The sequence below is a fragment of the Corynebacterium gottingense genome (assembly GCF_007559235.1).
Taxonomy (GTDB): domain Bacteria; phylum Actinomycetota; class Actinomycetes; order Mycobacteriales; family Mycobacteriaceae; genus Corynebacterium; species Corynebacterium gottingense.
The window spans coordinates 178,035-202,456 of the sequence record NZ_VMHH01000002.1; the positions used below are offsets into that span (position 1 = coordinate 178,035).

The following is a 24,422-nucleotide window of genomic DNA, read 5'->3' on the forward strand; positions in this document are numbered from 1 at the left end:
CATGCGTAAAACTTCTTCCCTGCTAGCTTCAGTCCTTCTGCTCGCCCTCCCGCTGTCCGCCTGCGGCAGCGGCGACAGCGACAGCAACGCATCCCAGGATGCGTCGAGCACCACGAGTTCCCGGTCCGATGAAGAGGTGATCGCCGCGTCGCAGGCGGCGCGATCGTCGTCAAGCGCTGCGAAGTCCGCGTCCTCCGCCGCGGCCGCCTCCTCCTCTGCCGCTGCCAAGACCGAGCCGACGACCTACAAGGCGATTGCCACCGACGACCCCCAGCCGATCGGCACCAAGTGCGGCGAGATTGTCAACGCGTACGGCGAGCGCCTCGAGGTGATCGTGGTGAAGGACGGGACGTCCTGTAGCGCTGGCCAGCACGTCATGGAGGAATACAAGGCCGACGATTACGGCGCGGACGCGGACCGCTTCCACAACTGGACCTCCGAAGAGGGCTGGCACTGCTCCATGGACTGGCTGCTCCCCCGCGAGCTGGACACGCACTCGCAGGGCCGCATGACCTGCCAGGACGCCGACCTGCTCGACCCGTCCGACGACCCAGATAACACCGACGAGACCTCGACGCGCGGCAACGCGGCGCGCTTCGGCGAGCCGCGCCACCAGGTCGTGGCCATGTACCCGCAGGAGGCCACCGAGGCCGTCGACGAGATTCCGCGCTAAAAAACGCCGCGGGAACACACAGCCCGCTTTATAGTTTTTCGTATGCACGCACGTCGTTGGGCCACGTCCGTTCTCCTGGTGTCCGCTTCCCTCGCACTCGCCGCCTGCGGAGGGGCGGCGGGGAACCTGGCGCCGACGGCACGACCTCTGCGACCTCTGCGACCGCGGCGAGCACGGAAGCCGTGACCAGCGATGCACCCAGCGCGGAGTCCGAGGCACCAGACACGAGTGCCGCGGAGGCGGAGCAGGCCGACCTCTACACCGTCGTCGACCCGGAGCGGTTCCTGCTCGGTACCGCATACGTCATCGGCGGCGACGGCGACCGCTGGTTCCACGACTGCTTCATCAAGACAGCGGAGCTCAACTCCGAATCTGATTCGGGGACCTATTGCCACGCGGACTTCGCCGACCCCGTGCCCCCGACCGAGGAGGACTACGGCGTTCCCAATCCGCCGGCTCCGAACGTGATCAACTGGGACGAGGACGGCGGGCGTTTCAGCACGGCGTATTCCCCCGGCGCCGAGCTCCACCCCGGCACCCAGCGTCTCAGGCAGGGCGAGCAGGTGACGGTCGACGGCCTCACCGTCACCCACCTCCACGGCGGCGGCTACCGGGTGACCAAAGGCGACGCCACGTTTGAAATGCACGACGGCGTCTACACCACCACCGATCCCGGCTCGCCCGCCGAGGCGGAGGCGGCCGGCGGCGCTGCCGGCAATGTCTGCGGCACCGTCGAGAGTTCGATGGGTGGCTCGTACCAAATCATCGCCTTGGAGGACGGCACGACCTGCGACAGCGCCCTTGCGGCGATGCGCGGCTACGTCGACGCCTACAGAAACGGCGAGGTCGAGGGCCAAGCCGGGTTCTGGACCGCGCCGAACGGCTGGGGCTGCGCGAACGGGTGGTTCCTCCCCGGCGACGAGCAGATCCGCGCCAATGCCAAGAACACGTGCAGCGCGTCGGACCGCGCCGGCAACCCCGCCCAGGAGGGATCCGGCGCGGTGGTCGCGCTGCGGCCTGACGACGTCGCCCGCTTCTAGCCGGCCCGCCCCAGAAATCTCGTGCGTGTTACCCAGGCCACAGTTACACTGAGAGCCGTGACACACTCACCGACACGCAAGGCCCTTCCCCTCTGTGCCGCGGCGGCGTTGACGTTGGCGTCGTGTAGCGCTGCGCCAGACGACGCCCCCGAGACCGAAACCACCACCACAGAAACCACCGCGTCCAGCGAGACCACCGACTCACGTCCACCCGAATCCACGACCAGCACCAAACCCACCACGACGGAGGTCCGCGAGGTCTCGCCCGAGGAGCTCGCCAACCTTACTGAGGTCCCCGCGGACACGTTCAAGGCCACGCCGGTGACCTTCGCCGTCGGCTTCCCCGGGGTGGGAACCAAGGGCTGCATGGTCCCCACCGAGCGCATGGCGCCCAGCTACGCCCAGGGCAAGGACGAGATGTTCCAATTCAACTGCGACATCGGCATCGAAGACCCCGCAAACCCGGCGCGCGAATACGACACCCCGCCTGGATCCAGCAATCGGGCACTGTCCATGCAGTACGAGCCGACGGTCGGCTTTTACACCTTCAGCAGCCAGGAGCCGATACACAAGGACGAGTACACCAAGGATTACCCGGAGCTGCAGGTCGGGCAGAAGGTTGCGCTGAGCGGGTTTACGCTCGCCCGCCCGGCAGAAGACACCGTCGTTATCCAGCGTGGCGTGCACAGCCTCACCATCTCCAACGGCAACACCGCGGTGCACAGCCCGCCGGTGGAAAGCGTGCAGCAGGGCGAGCCGAATCCGGACTTGTTCGACCTCTCCAACACCGCCGCGCCCGAGGGTACGCCGTGCAACGTGGTCAGCGCCTCGGACACCGAAACCGGCGAGACCCACCACTTCTCCCTCATCGCGCACGCCGACAACACGGACTGCACCACCACGTTTGATGTGGCCCAGCGTTTCATCACTGCCTTGCAGGCCGGCGAGGTGCAGCCGCCGACGTTGGAGTGGTCCTCGCCCGACGGCTGGTCGTGCAGCATGGACTACATGCTGCCGGGCGCGCACGCCGACGTGCTCAACGCGGCCCCGCTGTGCCGGAACGAAGGCGGCGGCGGCTTCGTCATCGCCGGTACCGAGATGCTCTAGCGCTGTGTCGCTTCTCGACGCCACCGCTCAAGCTTCAGCCGCGCGGCCAGCCCACCGCCGGAACGCGGCGAGAGGTCGAGGTGTCCGCCGTGGGCGCGCGCGATGGCGTCGGCAAGCGAAAGCCCCAACCCGTGCGAACCCGCGACGCGCCCGGCTCCCCTCACGAACGGCTCTTTGAGCCGCTCAACCTCGCGTTCGCTCAGCTCGGGGCCGTCATTATCGACGCCCACCTCAACGGCCCCATCCGTAACCCTCACCACCACCGCGGCGGTGCCCGGCGCGCCGTGCTCGACCGCGTTGGCGACGAGGTTGCCCACGGCCTGGCGCAGCAGCACCGCGTCGCCGGCAACCGTCGCCGCGGCGGGATCGACGCGCAGCGCGACGCCATACTGCGCGCACACCTCCTCGCACAGCGCGGCCACGTCCACCTGCTCGCCGCACACGCTGCCGGGCTGCGCCGCCTCGGCGCGCGCGAACGCAAGCAACCGCTCGACCGTTTCCCCGGCACGGGCGTTGACCTCGCGAATCCGGCGCAGCGCGGTGGCGCTCTGCTCCCCTTGCATGAGCGCGACGTCCGCGACCGTCTGGATCGTAGCGATCGGGGTTTTTAGCTCGTGCGAAGCGTTGGCGGCGAAGCGGCGCTGCGCGTCGAGCGAGGCTTCCAGCGAGTCCAGCATCTGGTCGAAGGCGCGGGCCAGGTCGCCGACGTCATCGGCAGGCCCCTCGTAGTGCATGCGCTGGCTGACCTCGCCGTCGGAGACCCGGCGCGCCACCGTGGCGAGCCGGCGCACGGGCGTGAGCACGTACCCGGCGACAAACCAGCCCACCGCCCCCGCAAGCGCGGTGAGCAGGGCAAGCGCGATCAGCATGGTGACGAGCACGACGGTGATGATGTCGGCGGGGATGGGCATGGCGGCGTCGATAAGCACTCCCTCCGGCCCTGGCAGAGAGACGTGCAGCGGCACCGGTGTGAGCGCGAGGTATGCGCACACGAGGGCGGTGAGCGCCGCGCCGGCGGAAAAGACGGTGGCGACGAACACAAGGGTCAGGCGCAGGCGCAGCGTCACGGGCGCGCCTCCTCGGCGGCGTAGTATCCCGCGCCGGGCTGGGTGTGGATGATCCAGGGCTGGCCCAGCTTGCGGCGCAGGTGCGAGATGGTCACGCGCGGCGAGTTGGTAAATGGGTCGGCGAACGCGTCCCACGCCTCCTCGAGCAGCGCCTCGGCGGACAGGACCGCGCCGTCGGCGGCGAGCAGGGTTTCCAGCACCGCGAATTCCTTCGGGCTCAGCGCGATCGGCGCGCCCGCGCGGGTCACGGTGCGGCGCGCGGTGTCCATGCGCACGTCCGCGCAGCGCAGCACGTCGGCCTGCGGCGGGGTGTGGCGGCGCATGAGCGCGTCCACGCGCGCGAGCAGCTCGGGCACCTCGAAGGGTTTGGTGAGGTAGTCGTCGGCGCCAAGCGCGAAGCCGTCGAGCCGCTCGTCGAGGGCGCTGGCCGCGGTGAGCATGAGCACGCGGATGTGCGGGTAGTCGGCGCGGATGCGGGCGCAGACCTCGTCGCCGTGAACGCGCGGGAGGTCCCGGTCGAGGACCACCACGTCGGCGGATTCGAGCATCTCGAGCGCCTGCGCGCCGTCGTAAGCAACCTGGGTCTGCAGGCCGTGCGCGGCGCAGGCGGCGGCGATGGCGTCGGCGAGGTAGGCCTCGTCTTCCACAACTAACACGTTGGACATGCGGGTCAGTCTAACGCCGGTGGGCGCGGGCGAAGCGCGCGTTAACGCTCTCGCAACACGGCAGTTTTTAGCGTGTGCACCATGACAATTGCTTCCAGACTTCCCCCGCCGGCGCGCATTGCGGGCCTCGACGTCGCGCGCGCCGTCGCGCTTGCCGCGATGATGTGCGCGCACCTGACCGATTCGACCTCGCCGTGGCTCTACGGCTTCCCGTCGGCGCTATTCGCGGTGCTCGCGGGCGTGTCGATGCAGGTCTCGTCGCGCGCGACGGGCGGGGTGGCGCTGGCGCGTCAGCGCCACCAGGCGATGCTGCGTGGCGCGGCCCTGCTCACCCTGCACGTCGTGCTCACCCCGCTCTCGGGCTCGATCACGGTGGTCCTCGGCGCGTTCGGCGCCTGCTACCTCGCACTCGCCCCGGCGCCGCGCTGGCGCACGCGCACGCTCGTCGCCCTGTTCGCCGCGCTCACGCTCGCCTCGGCGCTGCGCCTCCCACTCACGGTCACCGCCCCGCCGTACCCACTGTTCGAGTGGGCCGCGCTCATGGTCGCCGGCCTCATCGCCGCGCGCCTGCGCCCGCGCGTGTGGCTCGCAGCGCTCGGCTTCGCGCTCGCCGTCGGCGGCGTATGGGCCCGCTCGCTTATCGACGCCCACCTCCACCCCTTCCTCAACCCCAATGGCCACACCGGCGGCCTCATCGCCATCCTCAGCGAGGTCGGCTGCTCCCTGGGCGTCCTCACCGTCTGCCTCATCGTGTTCCGTCGCTTCTGCCCGTACCCGCTGCAGGCCCTGGGCCGGATGCCGCTGACGGTGTACTGCCTGCACGTGACCACTGCGGACCTTGTGCCGTCCGGCGCGGCATCCGCGGCCGTGAGCATCGCCGCCGCGTGCGCGCTTGCGTCGGTGTGGCTGCTGCGCTTCCCGCGCGGCCCGCTCGAAGAAGCCCTGCGCGCGTTCACCCGGTCGCTCTCGCGCCAGGACCTCCCCCAGCGACCACTTCCCACCACACTTCACGAAGGAGCATAACTATGCGAATCTCCACCTCCACGATCCCCGCCGCCGCTGCGCTCGTCGCAGCGCTCACCGCGCTGGCCGCAACGCCCGTCGGCGCACTCGAATCAGACACGTTCGCCACCGATTCCCCCGAAACCGCGTCCGAGGGCGCGAGCGTCGTTTCCGTGCGCACCGCCAACGACGACCCCGCCGACGGCGTGTGCACCGGCACCGCGATCGCACCGCACTGGGTGGTCACGGCGCGCCACTGCATGGACCACCTGCCCACCGCCGGCGGGTCGGTGCGGACCGGCGAGGGCGATGCCCAGCGGACGGTGGCCGTGGATCGGTGGCTCACCGCGCCCCAGGGCGACATCGCGCTGCTGCACACCGCCGAGGACCTCGGCCTGGAGCGCTACGCCACCGTGGACACCGAGGTCCCCGGCACCGACACCGCCGCGCGCGTCTATGGCTGGTCCTCCGACGGCTCGGGCGCCACGACCCGCCTGCCCGTCACCGACGCGACCGTCGAGGGCGCAAGCCCCATGGCGCTTTTCGACGCCCACCAAGCCCTCACCATCGCACTCGCCCAAGGAGCCGGCATCCAGGGCGGCGACTCCGGCGGCCCCGTCTTCCGCGACGGCAAGCTCACCGGCGTGCTCAGCGCCGGACTGTTCGTGAACCCGGACGACCCGGAGGAAGTCGCCATGGACACCAACGCGGCCGCCTCCGCCGCCCCGCTCGGCGACGCCGCCGAGTGGATCAACGACCAAATCGCCGACGACCTGCGCGACACCGACGCCGCGGCGGACCCCGGCGCCGGCGAGGCGTCCGCGGCGCCGTACCTCATCGCCATCGCGGTGCTGCTCGCCGTGGCGGCCGGTGCGTCGGTGGTTGCGCGGCGGAGGGGACACGGAGGCGTCGATAAGCAGTAGGCCGAACCCCACATTTGGCGAGGCTCAATGTGGCAATATGCTGTAAAAGCCCATTGTTTCGGACAACTTTATGGAAGGTGGCTCAACGCCGATGTCCACGAGCTCCCCAACACCTGCGAAGACCGCACGCAAAGCTCGAGGCCTCAGCCACCGACACATCCACTTCATCGCGCTCGGCTCCGCCATCGGCACCGGCTTGTTCTACGGCTCGGCCGGCGCGATCCAGGCCGCTGGGCCGTCCGTCCTGCTGGTGTACCTGCTCGGCGGCGCGGTGGTGTACTTCATGCTCCGCGCGCTCGGCGAGATGAGCGTGCGCCACCCCGTCCGCGGCTCCTTCGCCGTGTACGCGCGAGAGCACCTCGGCGGGCTGGGCGGCTACATCACCGGCTGGATGTTCGCCTTCGAGATGATCATCGTGTGCCTGGCGGACCTCACCGCCATCGGCATCTACATGAAGTTCTGGTTCCCCGGCACGCCCGCCTGGGTGTGGATCACCGCGACCCTGTTGGTCATCGGCGCCGCCAACCTGGCCAGCGTGCAGTGGTTCGGCGAGCTGGAGTTCGCGTTCACGCTGATCAAGGTCGTCGCTGTGGTGGCCATGATCGTCGGCGGCGCGGCCGTCCTCGCCTTCGGGCTGGGCACGCACCCCGAAGCCACCGGGCTTGCCAACCTGTGGAACGACGGCGGTTTCTTCCCCAACGGTCCCGAGGGCATGATTGCCGCGTTCATCCTCGTCCTCTTCGCGTTCGGCGGCACCGAGATCATCGGCGTGGCCGGCACCGAGGCCGACGACCCGGACCGCTCCATCCCCAAGGCTGTGAACACGGTGCCGGTGCGCATCCTGCTGTTCTACGTGCTGGCCATCCTGGTCATCCTCATGCTCAACCCGTGGCGCACGATTACCGGCGACGAGTCCCCGTTCGTGCAGATCTTCTCCACCCTCGGCGTGAACTGGGCGGCGGGCCTGCTCAACCTGGTGGTCATCACCGCAGCACTTTCCGCCATCAACGCGGACCTCTTCGGCACCGGGCGCGTGCTCACCGGCCTGGCTCGCGAGGGACTCGCGCCCCGGGCGATGGCGCGCACGGTTCGCGACATCCCCGTCATGACCACCGTGACCCTGCTCATCGTCCTGGTCGTGGGCGTTGTCCTCAACGCGCAGTTCCCCAACGTCTTCGAGACGATCGCCGCGCTCGCCACCTTCGCCACCGTCTTCGTCTGGCTGATGATCCTCATCGCCCACCTTGCCTCGCGCCGCCGCATGACGGCCGCCGAGCAGCGCGCGCTGCACTTCCCGGTCCCGTTCTGGCCTTACGGCCAGTGGTTCGCCGTGGCGTTCATCCTGTTCACGTTCGGCATCATGGTGTGGCTGCCGCAGTACCACGTCGCCCTCGCCGCCGGCGTCGTCTTCCTCGTCGTCATGACGGGTATGTATTTCGTCACCGGCCGCCCGAAGGCGATCGCTGCGGCGCACACGGAGGAGGACTTCAAGTAGGGCTGGCTTATCGACGCCACCGTGCCCGCTTTCGCCCGAATACGTCCGACTTTACGGGAAATTCCGTTGTTTTCTGACCGGCTCCGCGGCACCGGCCCCAACGTTGTGCAATGATGGATGCCGGAAACAACGTCTACCGGTCACGGTATCGGAAAGAGGAGAACCACAGTGAGCATCACGAACCCGTCCACCCCGCAGAACAACATCACCCCCGGCAACAAGGTCGTGCTCATCGGTGCCGGCGCCGTTGGTGTCGCCTACGCCTACGCCCTGGTCAACCAGGGCCTGTGCGACCAGCTCGCCATCATCGACCTCGCTGAGGAAAAGACTCACGGCGAGGTCGAGGACCTGAACCACGCTGTCCCCTACTCCGGCCACAACACCAAGGTGACCTTCGGCACCTACGAGGACTGCCGCGACGCGGCACTGGTGGTCAACTGCGCGGGCGTCGCTCAGCGCGAAGGCGAGACCCGCCTGGACCTGGTGGGCCGCAACGTGAAGATCTTCGAGTCCATTAACAAGGAGGTCATGGCGAACGGCTTCAACGGCATCTACCTGGTCGCCACCAACCCGGTCGACATCCTGACCTACGCCACCCAGAAGCAGACCGGCCTGCCCGCCTCCCAGGTACTCGGTTCCGGCACCGTCCTGGACACCGCACGCTGGCGCTACAACCTGTCCCAGAAGTACAACGTGTCCGCCTCGTCGGTCCACTCCTACATCATCGGCGAGCACGGCGACACCGAGCTTCCGGTCATCTCCACCGGCTCCATCGCAGGTATCGCGCTGCGCAACCGCCTCGCCGAGGAAGCCGAGACCAACCCGGATGTCTACAAGGAGGTCGACGAGATGTTCGTGGCGACCCGCGACGCCGCGTACCACATTATCCAGGCAAAGGGCTCGACCGACTTTGGCATCGGCAGCTGCCTCGCCCGCATCACCCGCGCCGTCTTCGCCAACGAGGACGTCGTCCTGCCGATCTCGGCCAAGCTGGACGGCCAGTACGGCCACAACGACATCTACATCGGCACCCCGGCCGTGGTGAACCGCAACGGTGTGCGCGAGGCCGTCGAACTCCGTCTCAACGATGAGGAGAAGGAGAAGTTCGACCACTCCGCAACCACCCTGCGCAAGGTCATGGAGGACGCTGGCCTGGTCTAAACCGGTCTAGCTCTCTCAAGCGTCAAGGCACCGCAGATCTGCGGTGCCTTTCCCATGCGGGGAGACATACACCCCCCCCGTGCCGACGCTCGGTATGCCCACGAGTGCCACGCGCAGCCTGCGAATTGTGATATTGACACGGCCACTCAAGATTATGCGGCACAGTCTCCCCACCATGGCGATGCTCGATCATATGATGTGCAGGCACCGCGCGACAGGCTGCGTCCACCCCGAACCCGATTACTCGGTATGCACTAAGCACTGGGTGAAAGCTCGTAGGCTTCGTACCCTACACGCACCCCATTACGACCGTCCGTCCACAGCCCGCATATTCATGTAACACGTAGCAGAGGAGCGAAGCCTCCCATCATCCACAAATTGCAAAAGCGGGCATAAAACCGTTGCAGGATCGGGTATAAAACTGTTGCAAAAGCGGGTATAAAATCGTTGCATAATTGGGTACAATGCCGGTGTGCAGTACTTTTCCCGCTTTGCAGATCAGGTTTTGGAGGACTCTCTCCAGTTCATGGGAGGTGTCCTCCTTGAGGGGCCACGCGCTTGCGGGAAAACCTCTACTGCCCTCCAAAAGGCTGCAAGTTCTGTACGCCTCGACCGATCCCCCGAGCTGATCACGCTCGCCGAATTGAACCCCGCAATTTTACTCAACGGCCCAACGCCTCGCCTCATTGATGAGTGGCAACTCGCGCCTGCCATATGGAACACGATCCGCCATGAGATTGACGATCGCCAAGGACGCGGGGAGTTCATCCTTTCAGGGTCAGCGGCACCAGCCGATGACACCACGCGCCACTCAGGTGCGGGACGCTTTGCAAGATTGAGGATGCGTCCAATGTCGCTCGCGGAAAGTGGGGCGTCGACAAACCAGGTAAGCCTCGCAGAGCTACAACCGGGCGTTGGTGTGAGCGGAGTTTCCAAGCTCACCTATAAGGGCATGGCCGAACAAGCTGTACGTGGCGGATGGCCAGGCCTACTCGGCGCCAACACCCAGCAGGCGGTCATGTTTAATCGCTCGTACCTGGACAATGTCTTCGACGTGGAAGTACCAGAAAGCGTTGGCACACGTCACAACCAGCTAAACATTCGTCGGACCTTGGAATCCATCGCTCGGAACATTTCTGGCGAAGCAACGTTGAAAACACTCGCTGCAGACGTGTCTTCCGATGCCACAACAGTCGATCCGAAAACGGTCTCCACTTACCTCCAGGCACTTACCAGAATATTCATCCTCGACGAATTGCAGCCTTGGAGCGTCGCGCTCCGATCCAAATCACGGCTGCGCACCTCACCGAAGCTCCACCTCGCTGACCCCAGCCTGGCCTGCGCCGCCTTAGGTATCGGCGTTGACCGTCTCGCGAAAGACCCAGAGTTTTTCGGCCAGATCTTCGAGTCCATGGTCATCCGAGACCTGCGTGCTGCATCCGCCCTCCAGCACGGTCACGTCTACCACTACCGCGACAACACGGGCCTTGAAGTTGACGCCATCATCGAATACCCCGAGGACGGAAAATGGGGTGCCTGCGAAGTCAAACTCGGGGCGTCGCAGATCCCACAAGCCGAAGCAAACCTCATCAAACTCCGTGACGAACGTGTCGACACCAACAGGGTCGGGTCGCCTGCATACTTAGCCATTATCACCGCTACGGAGTATGCATACACGCTTCCTAGCGGAGTACACGTGATTCCTTTGGGCACCCTCACCGCTTAGCGGTCACAGAAACGAGTCAAACCATTCTCCCGGAATTGCAAAAGCATGTATAAACTTCGTGCACTGCAGGTTTACGCAACACCAGGAACGCATCCATCGCCCTGCTGCGCGCCTAAACCAGCGGCGCGGACCCCGAAGTTTCAAACTGTAGTACGCGGATTGCAGTAATCCTCGAAATGATGAGCGAAGGTGCCGGGCGAGCGGGTTTTTCAAAAGCCCAGGTCGCGCAGAACCCCCACACCAGGTGCTGCGCCTTCAGGCACCTATCACCGTGTCATCCAACCACATCATTTTTCGCCGCATCAAACACGCCTGCACATCCGCAGCCGGCCCAGGCAACCGCACGGTGGCATACCCATCCCATGATGAGTCACCCCCACGCGCGGAGTGCTCGGCTCGGTCGCCGGCAACTGAACACACTCGAGTCCTGCTGCTGCGAGAACGAACGAGAAAACCCAGCGGTCAACCAAAAAGCGCATCCAAAACACACGTCTAATAAGGCTTATGCCCTTGTGCCTTGAGCACGACCGGTTCCACCTCCGCGTAGGCTGCGACCTCGTCGACAAAGCTCTCGTCGTGGCAGGTGAGGATCACCGCTTGGCCTGCGCGCAGGCCGTCCGCGATGACGTGGTGCGCCTGGGTGCGGCCGGTGGCGTCGAGTGAGGTATCGGGTTCGTCGATAAGCACGAGCTCCCGGCCTTGGGCGAAGACCTGGCGCAATTGGGCGACCCGTAGCTGCGCCTGCGGAAGGTCGAGCGGATGCGTTGCATCGCTGCCGCCGGCGAACTCCGCGAGGGTGGTCTCCACAACCTGGTCAGCCACGCGCTGCAGCGCGAGTGAGACGCCGACCGGTTGAGGCGGATTGCCGTCGAGGCCAGCAAGCGCGCGCAACAGTGTTGTCTTGCCCGACCCATTGTGCCCGCGGAGCCACAGCACCCCGCCCTTGCGCGGGGCAAGCTCGACCGGACCGACCTGGAACTGCTCGCCGCGTTTCTCACGAAAATGCCACCACTTGCGCTGCGGTGCCTGGCGGCCCGCGGTTACGGCACCGAGATCGATACGACCAGGCTGCGGTTCGACGGGACTGGGAAGCGAAACTGGGGTGAGGTGCGGATTCGGGGTGAGTGTGGCGTCGATAATGCCGAGCTGCGCGCCACCAATCTCGCGTGGTTGATAGCCAAGCACCAGCGCGCGGGAGGAGGCGACGAGCTGCTCAATCAAGCGCGCGGATTCCGTATCAAGGCCCGCGAACGGGCAATCCAGCACAAGCAGCTCCGGCTCGAGCACCGCAACACACGCGATGGCCAGGCGGCGCGTCTCGCCACCAGACAACGTCGCCGGATGGCGCTCCGCCAAATGCGCAAGTCCCGTGCGCGCAAGAATGCGCTCGCAGCGCGCCTGCATCTCCGCGCGCTCGACGCCGCGCTGCTCCAGGCCGATCGCCACCTCCTCGATCACCGTCTCGCGCAGGTACGTCACGTGCGCCGCAGCGTCCTGGCCCACGACACCGACGTTCGGCCACTCCTCGTGGAGCTGGTTTGCCAGCTGCGACATCCCGGAGCCGGACGCGCCGACGACCTGCACGCGGTCGTGCGTGCTCAGCGCGCGCTGCAGCAGCGTCAGATCCATACGACCACCGCCACGCACGCGATCGGGGCGACAATCCGCAGCGCCTTCTGCGCCGCGGAGTCCGGCACCGGCCGCAGCACCGTGCGCCTCCCCGGCAAGTCATAGCCGGCGGTTTCCAACGCCGCACCACGGCTCGCACCCTGGCTGAGCAGCGCGGTGAGCACCGGCATGATCAGGCGCGTCACCACGTTTCGCGCGTGCACCGGCGCGCGCTTGAGCGCCTGCGCGTCGCGCACCACCTTCACCTGCGCGCTGCCGTGCGGGACGAGCTGCAGCGTCGCGCCCGCGATGTACGCCAGCTTGTTTCCGCCGGGCAGCACCTGCAGCGCCTTGACCAGCTCGGGGATGCGGACGTACGCGACGGCGGCGAGCATGCACGCCATCAACGCGCAGAATCGCGCCGCCAGCGCTGCGCCCACCGCCAGGCCGTCCGCAGTGAGCAGTGGGGCGATGCGTTCGCTGCCGTACGGCGCGTGGATGAGCAGCATGGACAGCCCGACGGGCACGGCGAGCGCCACCGTTGTCGCCGGCACCGAAGCGTTGCGCGTGCGCCACACCCCGAGCACGCACGCGACAGCCGTCATGGCCAGCGACACCACGGGCGAATTCAGTCCGAGGACCAGGATCCACCCGCACGCCCCCGCCGCCAGCGCCGTGAGAGGATTAATCACGCTGCGCGGAGTGCGCTTTTTCGACGCGGCGCGAACGCCTGAGCTGTCTTCCGCGGCAACGCCCGCACCGTCACGTAGGCGATCGCGAGGACGATCACCTTGTCCAGCGGGTCCGAGAGGAATGCCTGCGTGGTCACCGACGCGATGAGCGATCCGCCCATCTCGCGGAAGAGCGACACGAGCGCACCGGTGCCTACGCCCGCGGTGCCACCGAACACGAACGCGGCCACCGGCGCGGCGACGGCGCCGCCGACCAGGCCCAGCAGCATGCCGTAGCCAACCACCGTGAATATCGAGTGCAGCGCGTGCAGCCGGTGGATGAACACGCCCGCGAGGTACCCGACGAGCGCGGAACCCGCCGCGAACGGGAGCGCCACCGGGTTGAGCAGCCCCCAGACGACGTTGTTGAGCGCGCCGGTGGTCAGGCCGGCGATCGGCCCAGCGAGCGCGGCAACGAGCACGGTGCCGATCGTGTCCAGGTAGAGCGGCAGCCCGATCGAGCCGACGATCTGCCCCACGACGGAGTTGATGAGGATGGCCAGCGGGATCAGGCCCAGCGTGCGCGCCGGAAGCATGGGCAGCGTCGCCGCGAGCAGCAGGACGGTGCCCAGCCCGTAACCGCACAGGGTGATGATCGCTTCGGTGGATCCGCCGACGCTGTCCCAGCTGCTCGGGCGGACCAGCACGAGGTACGCCCAGGTTGCGGCGATGCACAGGGCGCCGGCGATGACGAGGAGGCGCTGTGGCAGGGTCCAGTCTCCAAGCGCCATGTCGGTCGGGGGCTTCACCGGCCCTTTGGGCGGAAACGGCAGGCGGTCGTCGGTATCGTGCGACATGGGGGTTCTCCAGGGGTAATACGCGGAAAAGGGGAAACTAGTCCTGTGGTCGACAGGGTTTCGCCTATGTCACCTCGGCGAAGCAGACGGCGAAAGTGTACCAGCTATTCCTCCGCCTTGAGGTGATACCCCGCCTTGAGCTGCTCATCTCCTGCGGTGAATCGTGCGTGGAGGGAGAACGCGGCGTCGACAAGCGCCCAAGCGCTAGGAATGTCCGCCGAGGTGACCACGCGCGCGTTGGGCTCGCGCTCCCACATGCCGCGCAGGTCGGCGGCGACGGTGCCGCGCATGAGCTCGCTTGCGGCTTCGACGTCAATGGTGGCCTCGGCGACGGCGGTGTCGACGCGACCAAGCGCGATGAGGACGGTGAGCAGGTCGTGGAGCTGGGCGCGGTAGCCTTCGCCGACGTCCTCGTGGAACTCGAAGTAGAAGCGCGTGATTTCCGGCAGCGCGGACGCGATCGGCGTCTCCCCCAGCGCCGCGACGAGCCGTTCGAGGCGCGGCGGGTCCAGGAGCATCTGCTCGGTCACGCCCAGCGAGCACAGCGTGATGGGCACCGGCGTGCGCGCGAAAACCTCCTGCGCCGCGTGCGGGTCGACCCAGAAGTTCCACTCGGCGGTCGGAGTGGTGTTCCCGGGATAGTTCACACTGCCGCCCATCACCGTGATGTGACGCAGCTGCGCGAAGTGGCGCGGGTGGCGGCGCGCAAACACGGCGAGGTTGGTCATGGGGCCGGTGACGATGAGGTGGAGGTCCTCACTACCGCGCTCGATGGCGTCGCACCAGAGCATGTCCCAGTCTGTCGCCACGTGGCGCGCGGGCGCGTGCGCGTAGCCCAAGCCCGTCTCGCCGTGGGTTTCCGGGGTGGTGGTCAGCGCAAGCTCGAGTGGCTGCGGCTCGCCTGCGGCCACGGGGATCGCTGGCAGGTTGCACTGCGCAAGCACCCACGCGGCATTCTGCGCGCATTGCTCGGCCTCAACGTTGCCCGCGGTCGTGGTCACGCAGTCCAGCTCCAGCTCGCCGGCGTGGTGCGCGGCGGTGAGGTAGGTCAGCGCGAACGTGTCGTCGATGCCAGGGTCGCAGTCCAGCAGCACTCTCATCCTAAGTCTCCTTCGTCTCAGTTCCGCGCGTGAGCCAGACGCCTATCGACGCCACCGCAATCCCCGCGCAGGCCACAAACGCTACGCCAAACCCAAAGGCCTGGGCGAGCAGCCCCACCACGATCGGCGCGAAGATCTGGCCCGCGTCCTGCGCCATCTGGAACGTGGAGAGCACCTTGCCGCCGGAGCGGTTATTCCCAATGAGGTCCGCGAGCGACGCCTGCTGCGCCGGGCCGATCAACCCGCTGCCCACACCCGCAAGCGCGGACAGGACGAGCAGCGGCACGACGCCGGTGGCCAGCCCCATCGAGCCGGTGAACACGGCGGTAGTGATCAGGCCCGCAATAATGAGTGGCTTGCGCCCGTGTTTGTCCGCGAGCCTGCCGGAGAACTGCAGCGTGACCGCGGTGCCGAACGCAAAGGCGGTGAGCGCAAAGCCGGCAGCGGCGCCGCCGTTGGCAAACACCGCTGCGGCGAACAACGGCAGGATGGACACGCGGGTGCCAAAGTTGACCCAGCCGTGCGCAAATGCCGAGGACAGCAGGCTCTGGTACGTGGGCATGCGCAGCGCGCTGGACAGCTGCATCGGCGGCAGCGGCGGCGGCAACTGCGCCCTCCCCTGCGGGTTGTGCGTAGCCACCCACACGAACAGCGCGGCAACGCCCACCATCAGCCCGTACACGGCAAACGGGATGCGGAAGCCCAGGAACGACAGGGCTGCACCGATGATGGGGCCGATGATGTTGCCCAACAGGAACGCTGACGAATAGATCGCGTTGGCGCGGCCGCGTATCGAGGGGTGCGTCACCCGCACAATGAGCGCCTGCGCCGACAACGTAAACATGGTTGAGCCGAACCCCGCGATGAAGCGCAGCACAAAGATCTGCCAGTACGCGGTGGCAAACGCCACGAAAAACGTCGCGGCCGCCACCACGCTCACGCCGGTGATGTAGACGGGCCGCGAGCCGAGCTTGTCCACGAGCATGCCCGCACCGGGCGCGCCGATGAGCCTCGCAGCGGCAAACACGGAGACGACCGCGCCTGCCGCGGCCATAGACACGCCGAAGCTCGCGGTGAACTGCGGCAGGATCGGGGCGATAAATCCGTACCCGAGCGCGATGAGAAACGCGGCCCCCACGAGCACCCAGATGGTGCGCGGGATGGCCGGCCGTGGCGGTGTGTGCGGCTGCTGCTGAGGTTCGGGCGTAGGGGTCATCGGGAAACAGCCTAAACCCACGCGCCAAGCGAGCAAACTGCAAGAACAACCACACGTTCGCCACTGTGTTCTAATTTGTGCGGTGCCGTGTTCACCTCTCCTCTTAGAGTGCCAGGCATGTTGAACTTCACAAGCAAAACGCACACCGCCCCCGCCCAGCCTTCCGACTACTGCGCCCCGCCGCCCACTGAGTACGCCGCGCACATCCGCGAGCGCGAACCGGACACGCTCCAGCAGCTCACGGCGATGATCCACCACCCGCGCTCGCTCGCGCGGCCCACTGCGCGGTGGCGCCCGCCGACAAAACGGCTCCCCCGCCTCGGTCACACCACCGAACTCACCATCGCCATCTCGCGGCGCCGCGTCGGCCCACGCGCGCAGGCAAGAGTCCGCGGGTACGGCGAGGACCGAGTGCCCGCGTTTCTCATCGAGGTCCGCGTCACCGACCCCTCCGGACTCCCCACGGACCGCCGCGTCGCCGAAGGGTGGGTGCGCGCGCTTTTGCCTATCGACGCCGCGGGCGCCGTCCACGAGCTTCCGTCACCCCGCGCGGCCAGCTACGTCTGGCTCACCGACGGCGACTTCGTCCCGGTACTGTCACCGTCCTCCATGTTTGAGGGTCTCGCGGCGGCGTAGCCCGCCCGGGCTAGTCCTCGTCGTCTCCGTCGTCCTCGTCGTCTTCATCATCGAAGTCGTCGTCTTCATCATCTTCGACGTCGTCGTGGCCGAAGATGTCGTAGATGTCGGGCTCGTCCTCGTCGTCTTCCAGCGGGAGGAGCTGGCCTTCCCACTCCTCCGCCTGGTCAGCGGCAAGCGACAGGACGTCGAAGAGCCGGTCGAAGTCGGTGAACGTGCCGAGGCTGAGCATTTCCGCCTCGGACACCGCTTCGCTGTGGATGGTCTCGAACAGGCGCAGTCGATCCTCCTCGGTCAGCTCTGCGTCGCCGTCGGACTCCCAGAGTTCGCCGATCGCGTCGTCCATGAGGTCGTCGTAGTTGTCCGACAGCGCGATGAACTCGACCGTCGCGGTGGCAGTCCCCTGCACCACCTCGACCTGGACCTGCAGCTCGGCGCTTTCGCCGACCTCGGCGCGCACCAGCTGGCTGTTGACGCGATCCGGGAAGAACTCCAGGTCCTCGATGCGCTCGTCCGTAGCCTCGAGGAGGTCGCGCAGCACGGTAATCACCTGGTCGGTGGCCATGTGCTCTGCCACGGTCTCCACGGCGCTTTCCACGGAGAAGACGACGGCGACGAGCGCGGCCTCAAATTCTTCATCGTCCTCGTCCACGTCCGCGGCGGCAATGTACACATTGGCGGCGGGCAGGAGCGGGTCGATTTCTACAAACTGGATTTCCACCTCGGACGTGATGGGCACGAACATGGTGTCGTCGTGTACCCGGGATTCAATCCCTTCACGGTCAAGGCTGGCTGCAATGTCCTCGAAAAAGCTCATGGCGGCGGTTTCCTTCCACTCTCCAGTCCAGGCCTGCCCCAGCCTAGCCAGGAATTCGCCGCGCCGTCGGCCGACGCGCACAAAGCACGGGTGCACGCGCGGTGGAAATTGCTGGGAGGTGTGTAGAGGGGGTGGCGGTGGCGTCGCTAAGCGTTGCCCTCGTCGGCGATGGAATCGGTGAGCGTTTCCACCAGGTCCTGCCTGTGCATGCCCCATTCGCGCATGTCAAAGCCCTCCCACGCGCGGCGCTGCGCCGCCTTGGGGTCGTACTCCACGGAGGACTTCGCCGCGAAGATCGCGGTCGCGCGGCCGGGCTCCGTGTCGCTGCGGAAACCGTAGACCGGCCACTTCTCGCCCGGATGCGCGTTGTGGAAGAAGGAGCCCCAGTGGAACTGCATGGCGGCGCTGACCTCGTCGAATTCCTCGCGCGGCTGGAACGGGTCGAACTTGGAAGCGCGGGTTGCCTTCGCATCGCCGAACACCGCCGCCAGGTCCGAGGTGTGCATGGCGCCGAGCCCGATCCGGCGCATCGTGGTCGACGCGTAGTCAAAGCGGTACATCCAGGTCGGGGCCGTGCGACGATGCTCGGTTGCCAGCATCACCGACGGCGCCCAGAAGACCGCGTCCGCGATGAGGGCGGCAAACTTCCGGCGATCGTCCACAAAGTCGTAGGTCTCCAGCACTGCCTCGGCGTTGTCGGGGTCGTAGACGCTCAGCGCCCGGCGCGCCGCGCGCAGGCGCGACTTGTTCGTCTGGTACAGCGCCTTGGCAAAACTGGCCTCGTCCGCGTTCGTGCCGATGATCAGCGGGACCGGCGCCTGGGCACCGGATTGGAACACGTCGATCGGGTGCGCGGGAAGCGTGTGCGTATCCACGGTGGGCATGAAGCTGGTGTTGAACTGGACGAGCTCTTTGCGGTTGAGCAGCATCGATTGCCCGACCCGCACCAGTGCCTCGGCGTCAGCCTCGCGCAGCGCCTCCAACGTGGTCTGGCTGGGCAAGCCCATATCCTTGATCAGCTTGCGCACCCACATCGCCGCCTGCACGCGGGAGTGCACGCTGGCAACGGGCGGCGACTGCGCAATCGCACGGTGGAACAGCCCCCGCGCAGCCGGGGCGCACATCAGGTGGATCACCGCCGCGCCACCCGCGGACTCGCCCATGATGGTGACGCGGCCGGGGTCGCCGCCGAACCCGGCCGCGTTGTCGTGGACCCAGCGCAGGGCGAGGATCTGGTCCAAGAGCGCCGGGTTGGCCACGCAGTCCTCGCCGAGCGTGCGGTAGTCCAAGTACCCGAACACGCCCAGGCGAAAGTTGACCGAGATGTAGACGATGTCCGTCGTCTTCGTCAGGTAGTGCCCCTGGAGAACCTTCTCGTGGCTCGACCCCGTGACAAAGGTTCCGCCGTGGAAGTACACCACCACCGGCAACTCCTCGTCGTTGTCGGGGCGCACGATGTCCAACGTGAGGCAGTCCTCCGTGCCGATGACGTTGTCCGTCCAGCCGAAGAACCCCTGCATGGCCGGGGGCGAAAAGGCGCTCGCGTCGCGCACCCCGGTCCACGACTCAACCGGGCGGGGCGCACGGAATCGCCCCGCGCCCTCGGTGGTCGCGCCGTACGGCACGCCGCGCCAGGTGCGGACCCCCGTGTCCGGGTCGACAATTCCGCGCACGCGACCGGCACTTGTGGTCACCACCGGTTGATCAGCGCTCGACATAGCCCCCACCCTAGACGCGAACGCGGCCACGTACAGCGACGCTCAACGGCAACGGGAATGGAAACCGCACGCGCAACGCTATACCGTGCGGAACTCGGTCCGACCGCCCAGGTGAGCACGAGCAATCACCGAGCGTTCGGCCGAAACGTGCACAATAGGTTTGCAATATCACACTATCGGGCTCGCCCCGGAGGAGGAAAGCATGGGACTGCTTGATCGCAACAACGACAAGGACAGCACGAACCGCGAAGGCAATGCCAGCGATACCGACGACGTCACTGCCGCCAACGGTGCGCAGCTGGCCGAAGGCGCCGGCCCGATCGCCCGCGCGTTTATCAGCTCCGTGGACAAGGCCGTCTCGCTCCAGACCAGCACCATCCGCGCGTACGTGGACTGGCTGCGTCGCCAGGACGCGGACGCAAGCCCGCAGGACGTGCAGAAGCGCATGGATGCGCACTTCCGCAACACCGTCTCCGCTACCGGCGCTGGCGTCGGTGCCGCCGCCGCGGTCCCGGGCGTCGGCCTGATCTCCGGCAGCGCGGCAGTAGCCGGCGAGTCCGTCCTGTTCCTGGATCTAGCCGCCTTCTACACCGTCGCGTCCGCGTACCTGCGCGGCGACGATCCGGCCGACCCTGAGCAGCGCCGCGCAATGGTGCTCACCACCCTGGTGGGCACCGAGGGCCTCGCAATCGTGGACACGTTCGTCGGCGAGAACGCCTCGCGCCTGCCGTCCAAGTCCACGCTCGCACGCTTCTCCGGCCCGGGCCTGGCTGAGGCAAACAACATGCTCACCAAGGCCGCACTGAAGCAGGTGCGAAAGAAGATGCGCCGCGCCTGGATTGGCAAACTCCTCCCGCTGGGTCTCGGCGCGGTCGCTGGCACCACGGCAAACCGCAAGCTTGCGGATGAGGTGATCAAGCGCGTCGGCCAGTCGCTCGACCCGGTGCCGGACGCGTTCACCACCCCGCTCCCGCCGAAGAAGGACGACGGGCAGGACTCTCAGGGCCTGAGCGTCGACCCGAAGCGCTTCGCGCAGTGGATCCTCAACATTTTCGGCCGCGGCAAAAACGACGCGGAGGAGCGCGCGCAGGTCGACGCCGCCATCGAAGCAACCAAGTAGCGCCGTGCCCCACGGCTTCCCCCTGTTCCGCCGCTCGCTGACCGCCAACCCGGTCACGGCGGCGCTCGCGTTTGCCACCGCTGCAGCCGCAGCGGAGTTGCAGGTCCTCCTCCCCGCGCTGACGGGGCGCGCGGTGGACATCGCCACGGGCAACGTCACCGGCTCGGTCTCGCGCACCGCGTGGACGATGGTTGGCGTCGCACTGGTTACGTACGCGCTGGGCGCGGTGCGCCGCTGGGCGTCGGGCCGGCTCTCCGCCACCTCCCAGCACTGGCTTCGCGTGGAACTGCTGCGCACGATGCACCGGCTGGATGGCAACGGGCAGGACGCGATTGTCACCGGCCAGATCGTGGCCCGCTCGATTTCGGACCTCAACCAGTACGCCATGGTCCTGGGCCAAACGCCCATGTTCTTCACCCGCGCAATGCAGCTGGTCGGCACGCTCGTCGTCATGGTGGGTATGAATCTGTCGCTGACGGCAATGGCGCTGTGCCTGCTGCCGCTGATCTTGTGGGAGGCGAACCGCTCCCGGAAGGCGCTCTACGCCGCCACGTGGGTAAACCAGCAGGCCACGGCGGATTTGGCGGAGCACGTGGAAGAGACCGTCTCCGGGGTGCGGGTGGTCAAGGCGTTCGGCGGGGAGCGAAGGAGCGTCGATAAGCTTGATGCGCTCGGCCGCGAGCTGTACGCGGTGAAGATGCGCGCGGCGAAACTGACTGCCCGCTTCCAGCCGCTGTTATCACAGCTGCCCAAGATTGCGCTGGTCATCACGATCGTCGCGGCGGGGCTGATTGTGATGCGCGGCGGCATCACCATCGGCGCGTTCGTGGCGTTCACCACGTATCTGACGTCGCTGACCTCGTCGATGTCCATGCTGACCAACCAGTACGTGCGCCTGCAGATGGGTATGAGCAGCTTCGACCGCCTCGACGAGGTCCTCGCCCTCGCCCCGCACTCGCCGGAGCCCGCGCGCAGCAGCGCCCCGGAAGGCCCCGTCGGGCTCGCGTTCGATCGCGTGCGATTCTCCAACGGCGGGACCACAGTGCTTAACGACGTCAGCTTCACCGTCTCCCCCGGCGAAACCCTCGCCATCGTCGGCCCACCCGGGGCCGGCAAAACCATGGCCGTGCAACTCGCCGGCGGCTTTTACACCCCCGATTCCGGGCAGTGCGCGCTTGTCGACGCCTCCCTGGCCACGACCCCCTACTCCGACCTTGCGCAGGAGGACCTCCGCGACCGGGTGACTTGCGTCTTCGACGACGCCTTCCTCTTCTCCTTCTCCGTCTTTGACAACATCGCCCTCGGCGCGCCCGCGGCGCTATCGGGCGAGGCGCTCACGGAGGCGGTGCACCGCGCGGCCAGGCTGGCGCGCGCGGACGAGTTCATCGAGCGCCTCGACGACGGCTACGACACGCTCGTCGGCGAGCGCGGGCTCACCCTGTCCGGCGGGCAGCGCCAGCGCGTCGCCCTCGCCCGCGCGCTCCTCTCGCAGCCGCGGGTGCTCGTGCTTGACGACGCCACCAGCGCCATCGACGCCATCACCGAAGCCGAGATCCTGCACAACCTTCGCACCGAGCTCGGCGACGTCGCCGTCCTCACAGTGGCCCACCGCCAATCCACGGTCGATCATGCCGACACCGTCCTCATCCTCGACGCCGGCCGCGTCACCGAGCACGGCCCCCGCGCGGACGTCGTCGCCACACCCGCCTACCGCGCACTCATGACCCCCGAGGCGACGCAGGCCCCCGCGAGCGCGGAGGCGCCCGAGCACCTGCTCTGGCCGGACGAGCACTCCACATCCGCGAACCCCGACCTGGCCGCGGCATCCGCCGCCCGCGCGACCAGCAGCGGGGGCGGTCGGCATACCATCATGGCTGATGTTGGGTTGCTGGCTGACGTCGCAAAGCTCCCGCCCGCGCGAGAGCAGCCGAACCTCAACGAGGCGACGCTTGCGCGGCTGCGCACCCCGACGGGCAGCGGCAACGAGTTCAAGGTTTCGCAGCTCTTCCGCGCGGTGCGCTGGCTGATCGCAGGCAGCGTCGCGCTCCTCATCGTCGGCGTGCTCGCCGACCTCGCGTTTCCCACGCTCATCCGCGCCTCGATCGACCGCGGCATCGCACCGAAGGACTTCCGCGCGCTGTGTGCCATCGCGGGCGCGACGCTCGCCGTCGTGCTCATCGGCTGGGCCGCCGACGCGTGCCTGACCGTCCTGTCCTCCCGCTCCGGCGAGCGGCTTCTCTACGGCCTGCGTCTGCGCACCTACGCGCACCTGCAACAGCTGGGGCTGAACTTTTTCGAGCGGCACCTGTCTGGGCGCATCATCACCCGCCTGACCACGGACATTGACACCCTCTCCAGCTTCCTCCAGACCGGGCTGGCGCAGGCGATCGTGGCGGTGGGCAGCCTCGTCGGCGTCTCCGCCATGCTGCTTGCCACGGACGGCCAGCTCACGCTCACCGCGATGAGCGCGGTGCCCGTCATCGTCGTCGCCACGCTCATCTTCCGCCGCCTCTCGCGCCGCTACTTCACGGCCGCCCGCGCCCAGATCTCGGTGGTCAACGGCGATTTCGCCGAGCTCATCGGCGGCATCCGCGTCACGCAGATGTACACCGCGGAGCGCCGCGCCGAGGCGGCGTTCACAGACGCTTCGCTCGCCTATCGACGCCTCCGCATGCGCTCCGTGACGCTCCTCGCCGCCTACTTCCCGGGCATGCAGGCCATCTCGCAGATCATGACGGCCGCCGTCGTCGGCGTGGGCGCGACGCGCGTGTCCGAGGGCGACCTCTCCGTCGGCGTACTCGTCGCCTTCACCATGTACCTCGGCCAGCTCTACGGGCCGATCCAGCAACTGGGCCAGATCTTCGACTCCTGGCAGCAGGCCACCGTCAGCTTCGACCGCATCACGGAGCTCCTGGCGGAGCGCACGATCGTGCCCGATACCGGCACCAACCCGCGCGCCGCCGACGCCGCCCGCGGTCCGCTTGCCCTCGAGGGCGTGAGCTTCGGCTACGGGGGCGTCGACAAGCGCGACACCCCAACCCTGGTGGTGAAAGACCTGGACCTCGACCTTCGGCCCGGCGAGACCGTTGCCCTGGTGGGGCCGACGGGCGCGGGCAAGTCGACCGTGGTCAAGCTGCTGGCTCGCTTCTACGACCCGACCGCCGGGCGGATCACCGCCTCAGGCACGGACATCGCCGAGTTCCCGCTGCCGGCATGGCGGCGCGCGCTCGCGCAGGTGCCTCAGGAATCCTACCTCTTCCCCGGCACCGTGGCCGACAACATCGCGTACGGCGCGCCGGGCGCCTCGCGGGCTGAGATCGAAGACGCGGTGCGCCGGCTCGGCGCCCTCGGCGTCATCGCGGCGATCCCCGGCGGGTTCTGCGCCTCGGTCGGCGAGCGCGGCCGCGGGCTCAGCTCGGGGCAACGGCAAATTATTGCGCTGGCGCGGGCGGAACTGCTCCACCCAGATGTGGTGTTGCTGGACGAGGCGACCGCAACGCTTGACCCGGCCACCGAGCACGCCGTCCTCAACGCTGCTGGTCGTACCACTGCTGGGAGAACCTCCATCATCGTCGCGCACCGTTTGCTCACCGCGCAACGGGCCGACCGCATAGTTGTCGTTGAAGGAGGACGTATCATAGAAGATGGTTCCCACGAGACCCTCCTGAAATCGGACGGAGAATATGCCCGGATGTGGGCAGTCAACCGAAATCGGGGGTAGGCCATGGTGGCGTCGTGGAAGAATGCGAGAGAGTTTTAACGCTCTGGCTATCAAGCGAATTACAGTCAAGATTTAGTTCGAGTAAAGACCCGACAGAAA

At 67.3% G+C, this 24,422-nt stretch carries 20 protein-coding genes; 11 read left to right on the top strand and 9 right to left on the bottom strand.

From position 1 onward, the window contains the following. Position 1 precedes the first annotated feature (1 nt). From FPH17_RS03535 to FPH17_RS03545, 3 genes are all read left to right on the top strand, one after another. Positions 2 to 673 carry a hypothetical protein gene (locus FPH17_RS03535; protein ID WP_133063998.1) on the top strand — a complete coding sequence of 224 codons (672 nt, stop codon included), beginning with the start codon at positions 2 to 4 and terminating at the stop codon, positions 671 to 673. Positions 674 to 855: 182 nt separating this feature from the next. Next, a complete protein-coding gene (locus FPH17_RS03540; protein WP_154878712.1) occupies positions 856 to 1,713 on the top strand; it encodes a hypothetical protein in 858 nt (285 codons plus the stop codon). Positions 1,714 to 1,770: 57 nt separating this feature from the next. Continuing rightward, positions 1,771 to 2,820, top strand: coding sequence for a hypothetical protein (locus FPH17_RS03545; protein WP_154878713.1), 1,050 nt, complete (start codon positions 1,771 to 1,773; stop codon positions 2,818 to 2,820). Here FPH17_RS03545 and FPH17_RS03550 read toward each other — a convergent pair. Then, a complete protein-coding gene (locus FPH17_RS03550; protein ID WP_154878714.1) occupies positions 2,817 to 3,887 on the bottom strand; it encodes a sensor histidine kinase in 1,071 nt (356 codons plus the stop codon). The two genes, FPH17_RS03545 and FPH17_RS03550, sit on opposite strands and share 4 nt — an antisense overlap. Beyond that, positions 3,884 to 4,552: a response regulator transcription factor gene (locus FPH17_RS03555; protein WP_095546192.1), complete on the bottom strand. Its 669-nt coding sequence runs from the start codon at positions 4,550 to 4,552 to the stop codon at positions 3,884 to 3,886. Before FPH17_RS03555 ends, FPH17_RS03550 begins: the two co-directional genes overlap by 4 nt. Before the next feature lie 81 nt (positions 4,553 to 4,633). On the opposite strand from FPH17_RS03555, the gene FPH17_RS03560 reads away from it, so the two are divergent. The 5 genes from FPH17_RS03560 (at position 4,634) to FPH17_RS03580 (ending at position 10,859) form a co-directional block, all read left to right on the top strand. Further along, positions 4,634 to 5,575 (top strand): DUF418 domain-containing protein, encoded by a 942-nt coding sequence (locus FPH17_RS03560; protein WP_154878715.1) that lies wholly within the window; start codon positions 4,634 to 4,636, stop codon positions 5,573 to 5,575. 2 nt (positions 5,576 to 5,577) lie between these two features. Further along, complete coding sequence (locus FPH17_RS03565; RefSeq protein WP_154878716.1) at positions 5,578 to 6,477, top strand: trypsin-like serine protease; 900 nt, start codon at positions 5,578 to 5,580, stop codon at positions 6,475 to 6,477. A 91-nt stretch (positions 6,478 to 6,568) separates the two neighbouring features. Further along, positions 6,569 to 7,972 carry an amino acid permease gene (locus FPH17_RS03570; protein ID WP_154878717.1) on the top strand — a complete coding sequence of 468 codons (1,404 nt, stop codon included), beginning with the start codon at positions 6,569 to 6,571 and terminating at the stop codon, positions 7,970 to 7,972. Between the two features lie 168 nt (positions 7,973 to 8,140). Beyond that, entirely contained in the window at positions 8,141 to 9,133 is a 993-nt protein-coding gene (locus FPH17_RS03575; RefSeq protein ID WP_244288051.1) for an L-lactate dehydrogenase, read from the top strand. Between the two features lie 472 nt (positions 9,134 to 9,605). Continuing rightward, positions 9,606 to 10,859 (top strand): ATP-binding protein, encoded by a 1,254-nt coding sequence (locus tag FPH17_RS03580; RefSeq protein WP_154878719.1) that lies wholly within the window; start codon positions 9,606 to 9,608, stop codon positions 10,857 to 10,859. A gap of 492 nt (positions 10,860 to 11,351) precedes the next feature. On the opposite strand, the gene FPH17_RS03585 is transcribed toward FPH17_RS03580, so the two are convergent. From FPH17_RS03585 to FPH17_RS03605, 5 genes are all read right to left on the bottom strand, one after another. After that, complete coding sequence (locus FPH17_RS03585; protein ID WP_154878720.1) at positions 11,352 to 12,488, bottom strand: ATP-binding cassette domain-containing protein; 1,137 nt, start codon at positions 12,486 to 12,488, stop codon at positions 11,352 to 11,354. Continuing rightward, positions 12,479 to 13,159, bottom strand: a complete 681-nt coding sequence (locus FPH17_RS03590) for an energy-coupling factor transporter transmembrane component T family protein (protein WP_244288052.1) — start codon at positions 13,157 to 13,159, stop codon at positions 12,479 to 12,481. Before FPH17_RS03590 ends, FPH17_RS03585 begins: the two co-directional genes overlap by 10 nt. Then, entirely contained in the window at positions 13,156 to 13,929 is a 774-nt protein-coding gene (locus FPH17_RS03595; RefSeq protein WP_154878845.1) for an ECF transporter S component, read from the bottom strand. The genes FPH17_RS03590 and FPH17_RS03595 overlap by 4 nt, the downstream gene beginning before the upstream one ends. 170 nt (positions 13,930 to 14,099) lie before the next feature. After that, positions 14,100 to 15,095: a nucleoside hydrolase gene (locus tag FPH17_RS03600; RefSeq protein ID WP_154878721.1), complete on the bottom strand. Its 996-nt coding sequence runs from the start codon at positions 15,093 to 15,095 to the stop codon at positions 14,100 to 14,102. A gap of 1 nt (position 15,096) precedes the next feature. Beyond that, positions 15,097 to 16,311 (bottom strand): MFS transporter, encoded by a 1,215-nt coding sequence (locus FPH17_RS03605; RefSeq protein WP_154878722.1) that lies wholly within the window; start codon positions 16,309 to 16,311, stop codon positions 15,097 to 15,099. Between the two features lie 117 nt (positions 16,312 to 16,428). Here FPH17_RS03605 and FPH17_RS03610 point away from each other — a divergent pair, with 117 nt between their 5' ends. Then, positions 16,429 to 16,947, top strand: a complete 519-nt coding sequence (locus FPH17_RS03610; RefSeq protein ID WP_238397073.1) for a hypothetical protein — start codon at positions 16,429 to 16,431, stop codon at positions 16,945 to 16,947. Positions 16,948 to 16,957: 10 nt separating this feature from the next. On the opposite strand, the gene FPH17_RS11870 is transcribed toward FPH17_RS03610, so the two are convergent. Both FPH17_RS11870 and FPH17_RS03620 read right to left on the bottom strand, forming a co-directional pair. Next, positions 16,958 to 17,764: a hypothetical protein gene (locus FPH17_RS11870; RefSeq protein WP_167496765.1), complete on the bottom strand. Its 807-nt coding sequence runs from the start codon at positions 17,762 to 17,764 to the stop codon at positions 16,958 to 16,960. A gap of 146 nt (positions 17,765 to 17,910) precedes the next feature. Next, a complete protein-coding gene (locus FPH17_RS03620; RefSeq protein ID WP_095554598.1) occupies positions 17,911 to 19,482 on the bottom strand; it encodes a carboxylesterase/lipase family protein in 1,572 nt (523 codons plus the stop codon). 202 nt (positions 19,483 to 19,684) lie between these two features. Here FPH17_RS03620 and FPH17_RS03625 point away from each other — a divergent pair, with 202 nt between their 5' ends. Together FPH17_RS03625 and FPH17_RS03630 are read left to right on the top strand one after the other, a co-directional pair. Next, positions 19,685 to 20,602 (top strand): hypothetical protein, encoded by a 918-nt coding sequence (locus FPH17_RS03625; RefSeq protein ID WP_154878723.1) that lies wholly within the window; start codon positions 19,685 to 19,687, stop codon positions 20,600 to 20,602. A 4-nt stretch (positions 20,603 to 20,606) separates the two neighbouring features. Continuing rightward, positions 20,607 to 24,323 carry an ABC transporter ATP-binding protein gene (locus FPH17_RS03630; RefSeq protein WP_154878724.1) on the top strand — a complete coding sequence of 1,239 codons (3,717 nt, stop codon included), beginning with the start codon at positions 20,607 to 20,609 and terminating at the stop codon, positions 24,321 to 24,323. The last annotated feature ends 99 nt before the right edge of the window (positions 24,324 to 24,422 follow it).